Annotated in this window: 16 protein-coding genes, 1 tRNA gene, 1 rRNA gene and 1 pseudogene; 8 read left to right on the top strand and 11 right to left on the bottom strand. The window is 50.0% G+C overall.

What is annotated here, in order from left to right; translation table 11 throughout:
* Nucleotides 1–71 precede the first annotated feature (71 nt).
* Nucleotides 72–428, bottom strand: coding sequence for an ArsR/SmtB family transcription factor (locus ACNQFG_RS03755; protein WP_015536701.1), 357 nt, complete (start codon nucleotides 426–428; stop codon nucleotides 72–74).
* Between the two features lie 232 nt (nucleotides 429–660).
* On the opposite strand from ACNQFG_RS03755, the gene ACNQFG_RS03750 reads away from it, so the two are divergent.
* The 4 genes and pseudogenes from ACNQFG_RS03750 to ACNQFG_RS03735 all read left to right on the top strand — a co-directional run bounded on the left by ACNQFG_RS03750 (nucleotide 661) and on the right by ACNQFG_RS03735 (nucleotide 3,962).
* Nucleotides 661–1,188 (top strand): DUF6921 family protein, encoded by a 528-nt coding sequence (locus ACNQFG_RS03750; protein WP_005935827.1) that lies wholly within the window; start codon nucleotides 661–663, stop codon nucleotides 1,186–1,188.
* Nucleotides 1,176–1,715 (top strand): hypothetical protein, encoded by a 540-nt coding sequence (locus ACNQFG_RS03745; RefSeq protein ID WP_005935830.1) that lies wholly within the window; start codon nucleotides 1,176–1,178, stop codon nucleotides 1,713–1,715. Before ACNQFG_RS03750 ends, ACNQFG_RS03745 begins: the two co-directional genes overlap by 13 nt.
* Nucleotides 1,712–3,264: pseudogene (locus tag ACNQFG_RS03740) on the top strand (FAD-binding protein). Before ACNQFG_RS03745 ends, ACNQFG_RS03740 begins: the two are co-directional and overlap by 4 nt.
* A complete protein-coding gene (locus tag ACNQFG_RS03735; protein WP_015536699.1) occupies nucleotides 3,261–3,962 on the top strand; it encodes a succinate dehydrogenase/fumarate reductase iron-sulfur subunit in 702 nt (233 codons plus the stop codon). The pseudogene ACNQFG_RS03740 and the gene ACNQFG_RS03735 overlap by 4 nt, the downstream one beginning before the upstream one ends.
* Nucleotides 3,963–4,006: 44 nt before the next feature.
* Here the strand turns inward: ACNQFG_RS03735 and ACNQFG_RS03730 are convergent, their stop codons facing one another.
* Nucleotides 4,007–4,258, bottom strand: a complete 252-nt coding sequence (locus ACNQFG_RS03730; RefSeq protein ID WP_227613483.1) for a DUF6061 family protein — start codon at nucleotides 4,256–4,258, stop codon at nucleotides 4,007–4,009.
* Nucleotides 4,259–4,740: 482 nt separating this feature from the next.
* Here ACNQFG_RS03730 and ACNQFG_RS03725 point away from each other — a divergent pair, with 482 nt between their 5' ends.
* The gene (locus ACNQFG_RS03725; protein ID WP_423406052.1) at nucleotides 4,741–4,989 is read left to right on the top strand and encodes a DUF6061 family protein; all 249 of its coding nucleotides are present in this window, start codon (nucleotides 4,741–4,743) and stop codon (nucleotides 4,987–4,989) included.
* A gap of 83 nt (nucleotides 4,990–5,072) precedes the next feature.
* Here ACNQFG_RS03725 and ACNQFG_RS03720 read toward each other — a convergent pair whose 3' ends face one another.
* The 7 genes from ACNQFG_RS03720 to ACNQFG_RS03690 all read right to left on the bottom strand — a co-directional run bounded on the left by ACNQFG_RS03720 (nucleotide 5,073) and on the right by ACNQFG_RS03690 (nucleotide 9,910).
* Nucleotides 5,073–5,612, bottom strand: coding sequence for a hypothetical protein (locus ACNQFG_RS03720; RefSeq protein WP_412590688.1), 540 nt, complete (start codon nucleotides 5,610–5,612; stop codon nucleotides 5,073–5,075).
* A 9-nt stretch (nucleotides 5,613–5,621) separates the two neighbouring features.
* Nucleotides 5,622–6,020, bottom strand: a complete 399-nt coding sequence (locus tag ACNQFG_RS03715; RefSeq protein WP_423406051.1) for a hypothetical protein — start codon at nucleotides 6,018–6,020, stop codon at nucleotides 5,622–5,624.
* Between the two features lie 2 nt (nucleotides 6,021–6,022).
* Nucleotides 6,023–7,006: a hypothetical protein gene (locus ACNQFG_RS03710; protein WP_423406050.1), complete on the bottom strand. Its 984-nt coding sequence runs from the start codon at nucleotides 7,004–7,006 to the stop codon at nucleotides 6,023–6,025.
* A 147-nt stretch (nucleotides 7,007–7,153) separates the two neighbouring features.
* Nucleotides 7,154–7,843: a DUF4367 domain-containing protein gene (locus ACNQFG_RS03705; protein WP_423406049.1), complete on the bottom strand. Its 690-nt coding sequence runs from the start codon at nucleotides 7,841–7,843 to the stop codon at nucleotides 7,154–7,156.
* Complete coding sequence (locus ACNQFG_RS03700) at nucleotides 7,836–8,366, bottom strand: RNA polymerase sigma factor (protein WP_423406048.1); 531 nt, start codon at nucleotides 8,364–8,366, stop codon at nucleotides 7,836–7,838. The genes ACNQFG_RS03705 and ACNQFG_RS03700 overlap by 8 nt, the downstream gene beginning before the upstream one ends.
* A gap of 64 nt (nucleotides 8,367–8,430) precedes the next feature.
* Entirely contained in the window at nucleotides 8,431–9,096 is a 666-nt protein-coding gene (locus ACNQFG_RS03695; RefSeq protein ID WP_423406047.1) for a sigma-70 family RNA polymerase sigma factor, read from the bottom strand.
* Nucleotides 9,080–9,910, bottom strand: coding sequence for a helix-turn-helix domain-containing protein (locus ACNQFG_RS03690; RefSeq protein WP_423406046.1), 831 nt, complete (start codon nucleotides 9,908–9,910; stop codon nucleotides 9,080–9,082). The genes ACNQFG_RS03695 and ACNQFG_RS03690 overlap by 17 nt, the downstream gene beginning before the upstream one ends.
* Nucleotides 9,911–10,595: 685 nt before the next feature.
* On the opposite strand from ACNQFG_RS03690, the gene ACNQFG_RS03685 reads away from it, so the two are divergent.
* Genes ACNQFG_RS03685 through ACNQFG_RS03675 form a run of 3 tightly spaced genes read left to right on the top strand, consistent with a single transcriptional unit; the run spans nucleotide 10,596 to nucleotide 13,623 of the window.
* Complete coding sequence (locus ACNQFG_RS03685; protein WP_423406045.1) at nucleotides 10,596–11,861, top strand: plasmid recombination protein; 1,266 nt, start codon at nucleotides 10,596–10,598, stop codon at nucleotides 11,859–11,861.
* Nucleotides 11,862–11,903: 42 nt separating this feature from the next.
* Nucleotides 11,904–12,218, top strand: a complete 315-nt coding sequence (locus ACNQFG_RS03680) for a helix-turn-helix domain-containing protein (RefSeq protein WP_423406044.1) — start codon at nucleotides 11,904–11,906, stop codon at nucleotides 12,216–12,218.
* Between the two features lie 16 nt (nucleotides 12,219–12,234).
* Complete coding sequence (locus ACNQFG_RS03675) at nucleotides 12,235–13,623, top strand: site-specific integrase (protein ID WP_423406043.1); 1,389 nt, start codon at nucleotides 12,235–12,237, stop codon at nucleotides 13,621–13,623.
* A 162-nt stretch (nucleotides 13,624–13,785) separates the two neighbouring features.
* On the opposite strand, the gene ACNQFG_RS03670 is transcribed toward ACNQFG_RS03675, so the two are convergent.
* Nucleotides 13,786–13,861: transfer RNA gene (locus tag ACNQFG_RS03670), tRNA-Lys, on the bottom strand.
* A gap of 38 nt (nucleotides 13,862–13,899) precedes the next feature.
* A 5S ribosomal RNA gene (rrf, locus tag ACNQFG_RS03665) occupies nucleotides 13,900–14,016 on the bottom strand.
* Nucleotides 14,017–14,082: the final 66 nt, after the last annotated feature.

The following is a 14,082-nucleotide window of genomic DNA, read 5'->3' as shown; positions in this document are numbered from 1 at the left end:
TGACCTCCACTACGTTTTCTTAATTGTTCAATCGCTCAACTTAAAAGACAAAAAGATAATCGCTTGCGCGATCATCCTCTTAAATGCTCAAATCCCTTGTCGATGATCTCCTTTACATGATCATCCGCCAGCGAATAATACACGATCTGGGCCTCTCTGCGGAATTTGACCAGTCCGGCAAGCCGGAGTGCTTTCAGCTGGTGAGAGATCGCCGATTTGGTGACGCCCAGCAGAACCGCAAGGTCGCATACACACATCTCGCTCTGTTCCAGAGCATGAAGGATCTGCACTCTTGTGCCATCTCCGAACAGCTTGAAAAGCGATGCAAGCTGGATGTAGTCGTCTTTCGGCTGCATTTTGCCTTTTACATCGTTCACGATGTCCTCATGGATCACATCGCAATTACAGGTGTATAAAGAATTTGACATCAGACGTTCTCCTTGTTTTGTAGTTGAACAACCGTTCAATCATATTATATCTGCTTTTCCTCCGTTGTCAAGAGGAAAAGTTAGCATCTGCTTCCTGCGATTTGTCGTCTAACAGACCTTGACAGCCTCCTTATTTCGCATACAATATAGTTGAGCGTTTACTCAACTGCCGTATTTTGCGCAGAAGATTTTTCATTTGAACAACCATGCAATAAATAAAAGAGGTCTGCCTGTGAAAGGAAAATTCATCACTCTGGTTCTGACATTAGGATTTCTTGCCGCGTTTGGCGTATTTATGCACTCGCCGCCCTCTATTCTGGATGGGTTGACCGGTGCGACCCCGAAAGCGAAACGTGCCGCACAGATGGCCGCACCGCTGGAGGGCAACTATCTGTTCTGCATCAACCCTGCGCTGGAACCGTTTTCCGATGCGGATTTCCGGAATGATCTGAAAGCATTTGTTTCCGGTGAGACAGAAGTCCTTTCCGATGCCGGACTGCCGCACATGACGCTTTCGGTCTGCGAAACAGACTATCCCTTGCTTTGCTATGCAACGGCTCTTTGTGAACGCCTGACTGCTGCCGGAGCAGATGTCACGTTGAAGCAGTACAGCGAAACCATGCTGCGTTCCCGTGCAATCAATGGGCGGTATCAACTGCTGCTGGTTTCGGAAAATACGCTTGATGCAACAGCATTGCCGGATGCAGACATCCTTCTGCTCTCCGCAGAAGAAATGGAGGACCCCTCATGCGAAAACTGAACACCATTCTCTCCGTTCTGCTACTTTTCATCTGTCTGCTTCATGGGCTGATGGGCAGTTTTATGTTGCTGGGCATCAGTTCCGGGGCAGGAAAGTTTCTGGCATGGATCGGCGTTGGCATTCTGGCGGCGCACACCGTCCTTGGGCTTTTGCTGACCGCACAGACATTCCGGGCTTCCCGGTCCGGCGGAAAACTCTACGGAAAGCAGAATGCTCTGTTCTGGGCAAGGCGCACCAGTGGGCTTGCTATTTTGCTCATGCTCTTTTTCCATATTGGCGTGTTCGGCAGAGTGCAGGACGGCGTATACATTCTGTTTCCGTTCACAACGGTCCGGCTGCTGACGCAGCTTTTACTGGTTGCTTCGGTATTTGTGCATCTTCTGCTCAATCTCCGACCCCTTCTGGTATCGCTGGGCATCGTCCGGGATAAGGAGCAGCGCGGCGACCTCTATCTGATTCTTTCTATACTGGTGCTGTTTGCTGCCGGTTCGATCATTCTATATTATATCGGGTGGAACAATGTATGAAACACACTTTGGTGATCGTGGGTGCAGGGCTGGCAGGGCTTTCCGCTGCTTTGACTGCTGTGAAAAACGGCTGGACGGTAAAGCTGGTGTCCTCCCTTGCCTCCGAGCGGGCGCAGTCTGTTATGGCAGAGGGCGGAATCAATGCAGCCTTGAATACCAAGGGAGAGGAGGATAGCCCGGAGCAGCATTATACAGATACCATGACCGCTGCCTGCGGACTTGCTGACCCGAATGCAGTCTGGGGATGACGCAGGCTGCGTCCGAACTGGTGCGCAGCCTGCACCATCTGGGAGTACAATTCAACGTGACAGATGACGATGAACTCGACCTGCGGAATTTTGGCGGACAGAAGAAAAAGCGGACGGCCTTTGCACAAAGCGATACGGGAAAGCAGCTAATGACCGCTCTGATTGATGCTGTGCGCCGGGAAGAAAGCGCAGGAACGGTCGAACGCTTTCCACACCATAAGTTCCGCACCCTGCTGCTTTCCGGGAACATCTGCGGTGGCTGCACAGTGCAGGACACCTATACTGGCGAACTGCTGCGGTTTGTATGCGATGCCGTCCTGATTGCCACAGGCGGGCTGCATGGCTTATTCGGTGATACGACCGGCTCTCTTGCCAATACCGGAGAAGTCACCGCAGAACTGTTCCGTCTGGGCGTTCCGATGGCAAATCTTGAAATGATCCAGTACCACCCTACCACGGTCGAACTGGGCGAAAAACGGATGCTTCTGAGTGAGGCCGCCCGTGGTGAGGGCGGGCGGCTGTTTGCATTACGGAACGGGAAGCCGTGGTATTTCATGGAAGAAAAATATCCGGAACTCGGCAACCTGATGCCGCGTGACATCACCGCGCGGGAAGTCTGGACGGTCAGCCGTGACTATGAGGTGTTCCTTGATATGACAGAGCTTCCTAAAGAAGTCATGGAGCATAAACTTGCCGGACTGGTGGATGATTGTCAGACCTATCTGCACAAAGATATTCGCAAAGAACCCATTCCGATTTTGCCGGGTATCCACTACTTTATGGGAGGCATTCAGGTGGACGAGCGGCACCGCACTTCGATGCGGAATCTGTACGCTGCCGGTGAATGCTGCGCTCAGTACCATGGCGCAAACCGTCTGGGTGGAAATTCTCTTCTGGGTGCGATCTATGGAGGACAGATTGCTGCGGAAACTGCCTGCCGGGAAACAGTCAGTTCCCCCAATATGCCCTGTGCCGAAGAATCCCTTCTGCCCGAACTTTCCCCGGACGCTCAAATGCAGATGAATCGTATTCTGCTGAACGCACTCGGTGTCGTGCGGGATGCACAGACATTGGAAGCGGGCATTCAGGAAATCCGCAAACTGTCTGGCACCCTTCCGCTTCTGGGCTGTGCCATGCTGGAAAGTGCCCTCGCCCGAAAAGAAAGCCGGGGTGCGCACTGGCGGGCAGATTATCCCCAACGCAACGATGCCGTTTACTGCAAAACCACCGTGGCACACTGGAACGGGCAGCATATCGCCATCAGCTTTGAATCCATCCCCGAAAGGCGGCATGATTTATGAACTACACCATCCGAATCAAACGGCAGGAAAACCCGCAGGCTTCACCCTGCTGGCAGGAGTTTTCCTTTGAGGGAAGTGCGGACACCTCGATTGCTTCGGTGTTGAACGAGCTGAATCACCGCAGCCCTCTGTGCGAAAAGAGCGGAACGGTCGTTTCCCCCATTGCGTGGGAATGCGGCTGCATGATACGCAAGTGCGGTGCCTGTGCCATGCGGATCAATGGTCTGCCTCGTCTTGCCTGTTCCGTTTTTCTGCGGGACTGTAAGGGAAGCGTTGTTACTCTGGAGCCTTTGAGCAAATTCCCACTGGTGAAAGATCTGGTCGTAGACCGTTCCGTGATCTTTGAAGCACTGAAGCGGACAAAGCTGTGGCTGGAAGGAGATGCGTTCCAGACCAGCTATACGCACAGCCAGCGGTATCGATCTGCTAAGTGTCTGCTCTGTGGCTGCTGCTTGGAGGTCTGCCCGAACTTTGACCCGAACAGTGAATTTGCTGGAGCTGTTCTGCCCGTCAACGCTTACCGTATTCTGAACGAAGAACAGGATATTGCCCATCAGACAGAACTCGCAAATGCGTATCGTCAGCTTTATTTTGAAGGCTGCGGAAAATCTCTTGCGTGCCAGGACATCTGCCCAGCCGGAATCCCGGTCGAAGAACTGATGTCACGTTCCAATGCCGCAGCGGTCTGGAAGCGATAAAGTGTAAAAGGGTATGCGGTTTATAGCCGCATACCCTTTTATGCTTAATCTTCTAATCCGTGACTTCCCGCCACATTCTTCAGATACTCCTCTGGTTCGCCGTTCAGAATCAAGTCTGCATAGCCAAGCGGGTCATTGTAGATAAGATAATCCAGTTCTGACCTCTGCGCCATGGTCACATCCAATGCATCCTCGACCCCGGTGCAGTCAATGGAAATTTTTCTCCCATCCCGGAGCAGCAGTTCCACGCAGCCGGTGTCCATGTTGAATTTGCAGGTTCTTTCATCGTACTTCATACTCGTGTCCTTTCTACCTTACGGCACTCTTACCGTGGTCTGTCGTGCTTTTTTGTGATAAGGTCTAGGACGTTTTTCGATGGAAGCAAGGGATTCGTTCTGTTTTCCAAAGAAAACAAAAAATCCGAACCCTTCTCCTATCGGAAAAAAGTTCGGATTTTGTTGTTGTGGTGCACCTCCAGGGACTCGAACCCTGGGCCCACTGATTAAGAGAGCAAGCCGCCGGTTCGTCTCAATTTATGGAAGTTTCGAGCTATCGTTATTTTTAATCAAAGCAACGTGATTTTTCACCTGGTAATTTCTGCACTCTTTGTCGGATTTTGCAGCGAAAAGTACCCTTTGCACGTTTTGAAACCGTGCAAAATCCGTGCAGAAACCGTGCACTTACTCTCTGACAAACAAAATCGACCTATCCCCCATCGACTTGACGGCATTGGTTTGAGTGGCCGCACACCAAAAATCAAGTCTAGGAGGACACTACTATGATGAAACTACTTTCCTGCCGCTACAATATGGACACCAACCGGGTGGAAGCCCGGTTTGAGGATGGCACTGTCCTTTCCCTTGACTGCATCGCCATTGAGGACGAGTACGGCAACACCCCGGCACAGCGGGCAAAACTGGACGCGCTGCTGTATAATAATCCTTTGGAGTACGCCCAGCTTGTGCTGATTGGTGAGATTGAGCACTATCTCTCACTTGGTTGTGACCACGGTAGAATGGAAGACTAACCTTTAATTAAAATATCCAAGGCAAAACAACAGCCCTCTACTTGCAGTCGTTGCAAATAGAAGGCTCATGGTTAGTTAGTAGTTCAACCTATTATGGTAACCATCTGGAAGTATTGATACTGATATTCGTCTTCTAATACAGCCTGCATCTCTTCCATGTATAACGGGTCTTTCAACAGTTTGAGATGAAATGCTCGCTCTCTCCAAAGTCGGACTCCAATTTCAGGGAAAAGATATTCCGTTCCCAGTTGCAAGTCCTTTTCGTTGCAAACAACGTTGTCCTTTTTCATTAAGCTATCAATAATACACTCGGCGGTTGTATTAAACATATCCAGCCCGAACAATTTTATTGATGCCACTTTAGACAACTCTCTCTGGATGCCGATTTCAGTAGCTTTTCCGTTCCGATACTGCACCAGAAAGAACGAATCATTATCCATATATCGTCCTGTTATCAAATTAGGATCACCAGTTTCAGCACAACGCTCCATTTGCATTGCTTCATCAGAAGAATTCGACCACTGTTTCTTCATTTGTAGAAGAGCATTTTCTAGCTCATCTGGTGCCATACCTAATTTTAATTGTCCAATTCCAATATGTGGTATAATAATTATCTCTTTCATAACAAAACCTTATACCAAAAAGGTAAACCACACAAATGCAGCAGTTGCACATATCATCAGAACCAGTAGTATCGTACTTGCAAGTTTCTTCTCAATGGAAACTTTCTGATTTTCGCATAGGACAATCTGCTGAAGATTGTGAAATTCGGCTTCGCTGACATTTCCATTTAATGCTTTCCATGCAGTGCAGCGATCTGTAACCAGCAAAAAATCGGACAGCATTTCCATAAAGATGACAGCGAAAAATGCCAGAGAAAAGAACCACATACCGCTCCATTGGCTTGCTGTCAAAGTATCTCGGAGCGTTGCCGGTTTCAAGGACTGTACCGCAATGACATAAAGTACGGTACTTTGTTCACAGTTGTTCTCCTTAATCTGCTGGCACCTATACACCGTTATTCCCATCATGTCTAAAAGCGAATTGATTTTGCAATTTCCAATGCCTGGCTTTCCGACACAGAACTTGCTTCAAGTTCAATTGCAACAAAGCATTCTTTCTCGTTATCATAAGCGAGAACGCCTAAATTGTTTACTGGTTCTGAATTTGCACCATCCTGATAAACTACCGTTGTAAGTGCAGTCGTTCCGCGTTCCGTGGTTTGTATCACATCGTATTTATTATCCGTGTCAAACCTGTAAACCGATCCTAGCCGAAGTGCAGAGTAAACAATCTGCACGGAATCTCTATCACCTTCATATGGCTCATAGGTACTGTATCCAACCGCGCCAACCAACACATGATTTTTGTCATAAATATCATATACTGGATAAGACGGATTCAGGCTTGCAAGAACAAGCGGTTTATTATCAGCACGTTGCGTTTGTTCTCTCTTTTGAATTTTCCACCCTTGCGGAAGTTCGATTGAAATAACACTGCTCGCTTGTCCTGATTCTTCAGGTTGAAATTCAATTTGCCGATTTGGTTTCTCCTTGTTTTCAGCTTGTTCTCCTAAAATATCTGATGCGATTTGTCCATATTCTTTATCAGTGGTGATGGATTCCAGATACTGATAAATCGTATTTCTTTCTTCATCCGACCCACTATAGGGAAGCTCTGTTTTTATGCCGGATAAAACAAGCTGCTGAAAATCTTTATCATTCATCAGTTTGTCATATTTCAACACATACAGTGTGTCTTGAGGGAATTTGATAAGGCGATTTGTCAACACCGAAAAGCAATCTTCTGTATACCCACCATCCGATTCTTTAAGCTTTTGCAGTACTTGGCTTGTGCTGGCATTTTCAAGATTAGATAAAAATTCCTGCTCGCTTGTCACCGATGTCGATATAGGAGAGTTCATAGAAGTTGAAGAGGATACTTTTGTTGAGCAAGCTGACAATCCTATGATTGTCGCAACCGAAATTGCAATGAAGCTCCTTTTCATATAGAACATACACCTCCCGTTTGTTTCCATCAGAAGCTTTTACTTAGACAACGCAGCAACCAACACATTTGTTGCAGGATTTTCCAAATTTGTTTACTTAAACAAAAATCCATCCTCGCATTTGTGCTCATCTACAAATATCTAGGCATTTTGCTGTTAACAAATACTTTCTGCAACCTTCATCAACTCATCCAATGAACCATCGCCCATAATTGTGCAGGAAACACCAGCATCCTCCCAAATCAAAATATAACAGGTGACCTGCCCCGGAATCTCACTTGTTCCAAGTGTTGCTTCCTTATCTCCAATCTTTACAGTTGTATAAACGGTATGTTCATTATCGAATGTTTCAATCTGTCCGTATGCGGTTATAATTGAACAATCCACAAAATAGATTTCTCCGGCAGCATTAACATACGCATGAGAGAATGTTTCCTTTTTATCATAGCCTTGCGTATAGTCACGCCAAAATCCGACTTGTACATAATGTTCACTATACGCATCGGGAAGCTGCTCTAATGGTTCTCCCTCAACTTTATAAGTGACTTGCATCTCAATTGGTAAGAACTTCTGAATCATCGTATAGACTGTCTTGCGGAAGTCTGCGCTTACTGCAAGCGCACCGAGAGTTAAAATTACCAGCGTCAGGGCCGCAACAAGCACTCGTTTCAGCACTGGGCGGCGTTTATGCAACGCCGCTTTCAGGCGAGCATCCCATCGGGAAGTATCCGGGTAGCGTTCCTTAAGCTGTGCTGGAGTTGGCAGTTCGTCCAGTTCTTTTTGTGCATCTGCACGGAGTGCCATCATCAATGCAGCGTCAAAAGAAACTTCTGTCCACTCACTCATGGCTGTTTAGCTCCTTCCACAATAGTTTTCTTCCACGGAAAAGCCGCATCCGAACCACTTCATCCGTCAGTCCAAGCGATTCGGCAATCTCCCGGTTGGTGTAGCCCATTGCTAAAAGGTGCAGTGGGTCACGGTACATCGGTTTCATCTGTCCGATTAGTTCTATCAACCGTTCGATGTTGTCGGTGCTGACTGCTGCATCATCCGGTATCGGGGCACCATCTGGTGCGTCTGGGATTTCTTCTAATGGTTCTTCTCGCTGCTTGCGAAGCATATCGTATGCACGGCTTCTACTACAACTAACGAGATAAGCGGCGAGTTCGTGACAGTTTTCTCGATGAATTTTAGAAAAATTTTTGGCAACGTACAAAAACACTTCTTGCAGTACGTCTTCTGCCAGATACGAATCGCCCATAATTTTGTAAGCGGTATGGTAGACCAGCCGCTTGTAGGTATTATATACATCTATAAATTGTTCTTCGCTGCTCCGGTCATCCAGAACTGCCAGATACATTGCCAGCATTTTCGCCCACATCCCTCTTATCGGGAGGAATTATGTCAATTTGACACAATTCCTCTCTGCCCATTCAGATAAACCACCACGGCAGTTCCAGCCACAGGTTATCCACGGCCTGTTCCTCGGTCTTTTTGGCGCGGCCTTTTGTCAGGTGAAAGTATATCGCCGTGCCGATCAGCGGATGCTCCTCGCCATCGGTGAAGCCATAGCGGTACAGCAGATAGGTCTGCTCCCGCTGGGTCAGCCGTTTCAGGCCATCGTACAGTTCCCGGCGCGATTCCTGCTCTTCCATAATACTCTGCGGCTGCATGGCGTAGGGGTCGGCTATGGCTTCGATGCGCCGCAGTTGTTCCTCTCCCGGCAGAACCTCATCCAGCGAAACACACTGATAGCACACACCATCCTTGTCCTCCGTTACCATCCGCTGCTCAAAAGCAGCAAAGGCATCCCGCACCATGTCCATCATGGCGTTGCGGATGGCAGGAGCCGCATAGGTCAGGAACTTCATGCCGCGCGCTGCATCGAACTTTGGCACGGCCTTCCACAAGCCCAGATTCCCTGCCTGTTTCAAATCGTCCGTGTCAAGGTTCAGGCCAGCCTGTGCCAGATTCATGCTGCGGAAAAGGTCATTTGCCACCTTGCCAATAAAGGACTTGTTGTTGTCGATCAGGCTGTCCAGCGCAGCTGCATCGCCTTTCTGTGCCAGCGCACAAAGCCGTTCATTCGTCTGCTTCATGGGCGTTTTCCTGCTCTGCGGCAGACTGCAAGATTCCCAATAGACCGCTCCGCAGCTGTTCCAGTGCTTCCGGCGTAGCTCCCTCCATGCCCGAAACACTGTCTAACATTGCATCCGTCAACTGCTCTGCCGTGATCGTTGGGTGCTGCACATCCTGCCCTTTGGTCAATTCGGTGAACATCTTCTCCGCCACTTTCTTGCTCATGGCTTCCTGTTCGGCGTAATGGCTCCCGATGCCCTTTTTGATTTCCTTGACCGCCGCCATGAAGTACATCTCAATGTCATCAAGGTCGCCTTGGTACACCGGCTTTCTCCGAAGGCTGATGTCCTTTGCGGCTTTGGCTGCTTCCGGAGTCTTGACCCTTGTACGCAGCAGGGTGCTCAATGTCGTGAGCATGGCGTTCTGTGCTGCGATGCCGGATGCAAAAGTATCGTCAAAATACTGCGCTATGCGGTAAGTAAGCTCTGCAAAGCGGGCGTTTTCCAGCAGCAGATTGACCACCTCTGTATTGACACGCCCTGTGTAGAGGCTCTTTGCGGCTTCTACGGACAGGCCAAGTTCGGCAATGTCGTAGTTCTTGCGGTCGGGGATGTTGGTTTCTCCCAGCAGAAAATCCGTGGATACGTTGAACAGCCTTGCAATTTTCAGCACCTGCTCATGGGTCAGGGTTCCCTTTGCACCGCTGATAAAGCGGTTGATGGTGCTCTTGGAGCAGCCGAGTTCCTTGGCAAGTTCTGGTTGGCTGATGTTGCGTTCTTTCATCAAGTCCGCAAGACGGATGTTGGATGGTGCGGGCAGATATTCCTGTGCCATGTGGTCGGCCCTCCTTTTTGATCTTTTTCCTCATTATAATACGCTCTGCCGTTTTGTTCAATATACGGTTACCTCTCCGCCCTTGCTGTTGCAAATCTGCAACCAGTAAGGGCTTTTTTCTTTTTCCGTTGCAGTTTTGCCGCTTTTTTGCTCTTTCTGCAAAATTTTCCGTATATTCAGGCAGGAAACAAAAAAACACCAGAGTTCCCACGCTAGGGACTCTGGTGCAGTACATAACATCGCCCTGCCCGGTGGCCGCAGGGTGCGGGGATTCGTGGGCATTGAGCCGCTTGTCCACCCCTGCCCGTAAAAAGTGCATTTTTTCACAGAAGAAGTTCGTACAACCTGTACGGTCTGTACTTGTACGCACCTGTACGGTAGATTTTAAGAAAATCAAGCGTTTTATCGCTTGTATTTTGCTTGCCTGTACACCGTACGAACCGTACAGGTTATTTGAAGTCCGTACGCAATTTTTTCAGATGCGTACGGAGCAATCAAGTTCGCATTGTGCGAACTTGATCGTAGCTCTCCCGCAGGAGACGTTCCCCCTCGGAGAGTCCTCGAAGAGCCCACTACACTTTGCAGCCCATAGGGATGAAAGTGTTATAGTGGGTTATTACACTTCCGAAGAAGTGCATCTTCGTTCCCGTCACCTTCCTCTGAACCCCGAAAGGAGGGATGCCCTTTGGCAAGAAATGATGGCATTGACCGCACCAGTGTTCGAAATCTCGCCGTTTCGGACAAGGCCGTTGGCAACACTCAGCAGCACAACGAGCGCGAAAAGGACAGCTACCGGAACCCCGACATCATCCCCCAGCGCACTGCATGGAACATCCACTTCAAAAAGCCAACCGCCAGCTACACCGACCTGTTCTCCCAACTGGAAACCGCTGGCACGATTTCAACGCGCGGCTTGAAGCCGGATGCCACCCATTACTGCGAGCTTGTCTTTGATGTCAACTCGGCCTACTTTGACAACCACGGCGGCTACGAGTTCGCCAAGCAGTTCTATGAGGATGCCTACCAAGCTGCCGTTCAAATCGTGGGCGGTGAGCAGTATATCCTCTCGGCAGTCATGCACGCCGATGAGATCAACCGTGCCATGACCGAAGCATTAGGCCGCGAAGTTTACCACTACCACCTCCATGTGGTCTATGTACCTGTGGTGGAAAAGCAGATCCTGTGGTCGAAACGCTGCAAGGACAAGGCACTGGTCGGCACCGTCAAGGAGACCGTCATGCAGGTCAGCCGGAGCAAGAAGTGGGCATCCAAGCCCCTGCTGGACGATGCCGGAAAGCCCGTCCTGCAAAAGAACGGCAAACCAGTCCTGAAGAAGTCATACAGCATCCTGCAAGACGATTTCTTCGACTATATGCGCAACGCTGGGTATACCGATGTAAAGCGCGGTGAGCGTGGCAGCACTGAAGAACACCTGACCGTCACCCAGTTCAAAGTCCAGCGGGAGCAGGAACGGCTGGACAGCCTGACCGCCCAGATTGACCAGAAAGAGCAGCACCTCACCCAAACCAACAAAACCCTCTCCAAGACCGAAAAGGAACTTGCCGCTGTGCAGAAAAAGGCCACGCTCACAAAAGAAGCCCTCATTCATGCGCGCGATCTGGATTATATCGGCAAGCGCACCTTTCTCGGTAACTACTCGCTGACCGAAGAAGAATTCTCCAAGCTGAAAAAACAGGCCGACCACGGCTATATGATGGATGTGGAGAACCGCCGCTTGAAAGAAGAACTTTCCACCGCCAAGAAAGAGGCCGTTCGTTGGAGCAACAAGTACCACGACCTGTGGTACGACGTGAAACCCTACCTGGATGCTCTCCACCGTGCGCCCGAACTGGTGCGTGGCTTTCTGGAAAAGATTCTTGCCCCCAAGCAGGAGCACACCATGAATGTGCCGCAGCAAAACCGTAAGCGTGGGCAAGATGTAGAACTTTAAGCTGAATTTTTAGATGATATGACAATATAAGGAGCAATGCTTATGGATTTTGACCGTAATTCTATGACCGTCCCTGTGCAATCTTCCGATTATACGAAAAAGTTCTTGCAAAAGGACTCGAATCCCACTACAATGAAAGTGGTCACTCAAACCAATGCCGTCAAGTCTCCAACTGACAGCCCGGCAACCACGAAGCTGGTGTACACGGTGGAAGAGATCGCGCGAATGCTGGCCATCAGCCTGCGCTCTGCTTACAACCTGTGCAACAGCACTACCGAATTCCGTGTCCTGCGAGTAGGCGGAAGCATCCGTGTGCCGAAGGACAGCTTCGATGCGTGGCTCTACCGGGCAGCTTGATAAGGAGGCAAACAGTATGGCATATATTACGAAGCGCGGCAACTCTTACAGCGTCCGCTACACCTACGAAGATGAGCACGGCAAGAGCTGCGACAAATGGGAGAGCTTTCCCACAAAAGAGGAGGCAACGAACCGAAAAAAGCAAATCGAGCATGAACTGGCCGCTGGCACTTTCCTGATTCCGTCCTCGGTAACGGTGGCAGAGTTCCTGATGGACTGGCTGCCGAAACAGTGCAGCAAGCACAAGTGGGCACCCAAAACCTACGAATCCAACCTTTCCACCATTCAGAATCTCATTATCCCCTATATCGGTAGCATGGAGATGCAGAAGCTCAAGCCCTACCACATGGAGAACCTCTACACGACCCTGAGCAAAACGCCCTGTGGTTCGTATATCGAGGGCAAGAAGCAGGAACTGACCGAAAAGCAGAAGCAGCGTTTCCTTTCCGGCACAACGATCCATGAGGTGCACCGGCTGCTGGGCACTGCCTTCCAGTATGCCGTAGAGTGGGGCATCCTTGTCAAAAGCCCTGTTCCCGTGGACAGCCCCAAGAAGTCTACGCAGGAGCGCACCATCTGGACGGTAGAGGAAATGAGGGCGGCTCTGGACAGCATGGAGGACCCCATCCTGCATCTGGCAGTCCACCTCACACTGGTGGGCGCACTGCGAGAGGGCGAGATCGTAGGTCTGACCCCGGAAGATCTGGATTTTGATGCTGCGGATGGCATCGGAACCTTCCGTATCAACAAGTCCATGCAGCGAGTGCGAAAAGAAGCCCTAAACCAAGTGGACGATGGCTGCATCATCAAGGTATTCCCGGACAAGCTGGAGCGCAGCACCACTTCCCTCATCCTGAAAAGCACCAAAACCGCATCCTCCTGCTGTACCATCTTCATGACTTCTGCTCTGAAGGAGGAACTGAAGAAGTGGCTGAATCAGCTGGCGGCAGACGAGAGGAAAGACCCGACACGCTACCATGACAGTGGAATGCTGTTCCGTCTGCCTAACGGTCTGGCGGTGGAGCCTGTGCTGATCCGCAAGAAGTTCCTCAAGTGGCAGGATGCCCACCCGGAATTCCCCCGCATTGTGTTCCACGGTTTGCGGCATTCCAGTGCCACCTATCAACTGATGATCTCCGGCGGTGATGTGAAAGCCGTACAGGGCACCACAGGGCACGCCACGGCGGATATGCTGGTGAACACCTACGCTCATATCCAGCAGTCCTCTCGTGTAGAACTGGGCAGGAAATTTGAGGAAGGGTTCTATGCTAAACAGGAAAGCCCCAGCCCGCAGGCTGTACCCGCCGCAGGCGAACCGACCATCTCCGTGTCGGCACTGTTGGAGCTTCTGAGGGACGCAGACCCTGCCGTAAAAGCGCAGCTTCGCCTGGCTCTGCTGACCTGATGCAAAATTTACCACGCATTTCAAAGCAATTCCAGCCCATGCAGAGGATTCCCACGAAAACGCCGACCGTGCAAAAACCGTGCATTGACCGTGCAAACCCCGATTTTTCGGGGTTACATAACAAAAAAGAACGTCAAATCTTACGATTTGACGTTCAATATCTGGTGCACCTCCAGGGACTCGAACCCTGGGCCCACTGATTAAGAGTCAGTTGCTCTACCAACTGAGCTAGAGGTGCATATTATCAGAATGCGGTTTCTTCATTCTGATAACTCAAGTCGGCGACTACCTATTTTCACGCGCCGTTTCCAGCGAACTATCTTCGGCACAAGTGAGCTTAACTTCTGTGTTCGGAATGGGAACAGGTGGAACCTCACCGTCATCGACACCGACCATCTGACTGAACCAGTATAACATGTTTGTTGTTTGTCCAGTATTTCTTAGAAGGACGTGCCTTCA

Origin of the sequence: Faecalibacterium prausnitzii (assembly GCF_049532945.1) — a bacterium.
In the GTDB taxonomy this organism is placed as follows: Bacteria; Bacillota; Clostridia; order Oscillospirales; family Ruminococcaceae; genus Faecalibacterium; species Faecalibacterium prausnitzii_N.
This window is presented reverse-complemented; position numbering and strand designations above follow the sequence as displayed.

Excerpts from the sequence above, each read along its gene's own strand:
- ACNQFG_RS03695 (WP_423406047.1), bottom strand. The coding sequence starts at position 9,096 with ATGAAGCAGACGAATGAACGGCTTTGTGCGCTGGCACAGAAAGGCGAT.
- ACNQFG_RS03675 (WP_423406043.1), top strand. The coding sequence starts at position 12,235 with ATGGCATATATTACGAAGCGCGGCAACTCTTACAGCGTCCGCTACACC.
- ACNQFG_RS03755 (WP_015536701.1), bottom strand. The coding sequence starts at position 428 with ATGTCAAATTCTTTATACACCTGTAATTGCGATGTGATCCATGAGGAC.
- ACNQFG_RS03730 (WP_227613483.1), bottom strand. The coding sequence starts at position 4,258 with ATGAAGTACGATGAAAGAACCTGCAAATTCAACATGGACACCGGCTGC.
- ACNQFG_RS03700 (WP_423406048.1), bottom strand. The coding sequence starts at position 8,366 with ATGCTGGCAATGTATCTGGCAGTTCTGGATGACCGGAGCAGCGAAGAA.
- ACNQFG_RS03690 (WP_423406046.1), bottom strand. The coding sequence starts at position 9,910 with ATGGCACAGGAATATCTGCCCGCACCATCCAACATCCGTCTTGCGGAC.
- ACNQFG_RS03725 (WP_423406052.1), top strand. The coding sequence starts at position 4,741 with ATGATGAAACTACTTTCCTGCCGCTACAATATGGACACCAACCGGGTG.
- ACNQFG_RS03705 (WP_423406049.1), bottom strand. The coding sequence starts at position 7,843 with ATGAGTGAGTGGACAGAAGTTTCTTTTGACGCTGCATTGATGATGGCA.
- ACNQFG_RS03720 (WP_412590688.1), bottom strand. The coding sequence starts at position 5,612 with ATGAAAGAGATAATTATTATACCACATATTGGAATTGGACAATTAAAA.
- ACNQFG_RS03735 (WP_015536699.1), top strand. The coding sequence starts at position 3,261 with ATGAACTACACCATCCGAATCAAACGGCAGGAAAACCCGCAGGCTTCA.
- ACNQFG_RS03745 (WP_005935830.1), top strand. The coding sequence starts at position 1,176 with ATGCGAAAACTGAACACCATTCTCTCCGTTCTGCTACTTTTCATCTGT.
- ACNQFG_RS03710 (WP_423406050.1), bottom strand. The coding sequence starts at position 7,006 with ATGTTCTATATGAAAAGGAGCTTCATTGCAATTTCGGTTGCGACAATC.
- ACNQFG_RS03715 (WP_423406051.1), bottom strand. The coding sequence starts at position 6,020 with ATGATGGGAATAACGGTGTATAGGTGCCAGCAGATTAAGGAGAACAAC.
- ACNQFG_RS03680 (WP_423406044.1), top strand. The coding sequence starts at position 11,904 with ATGGATTTTGACCGTAATTCTATGACCGTCCCTGTGCAATCTTCCGAT.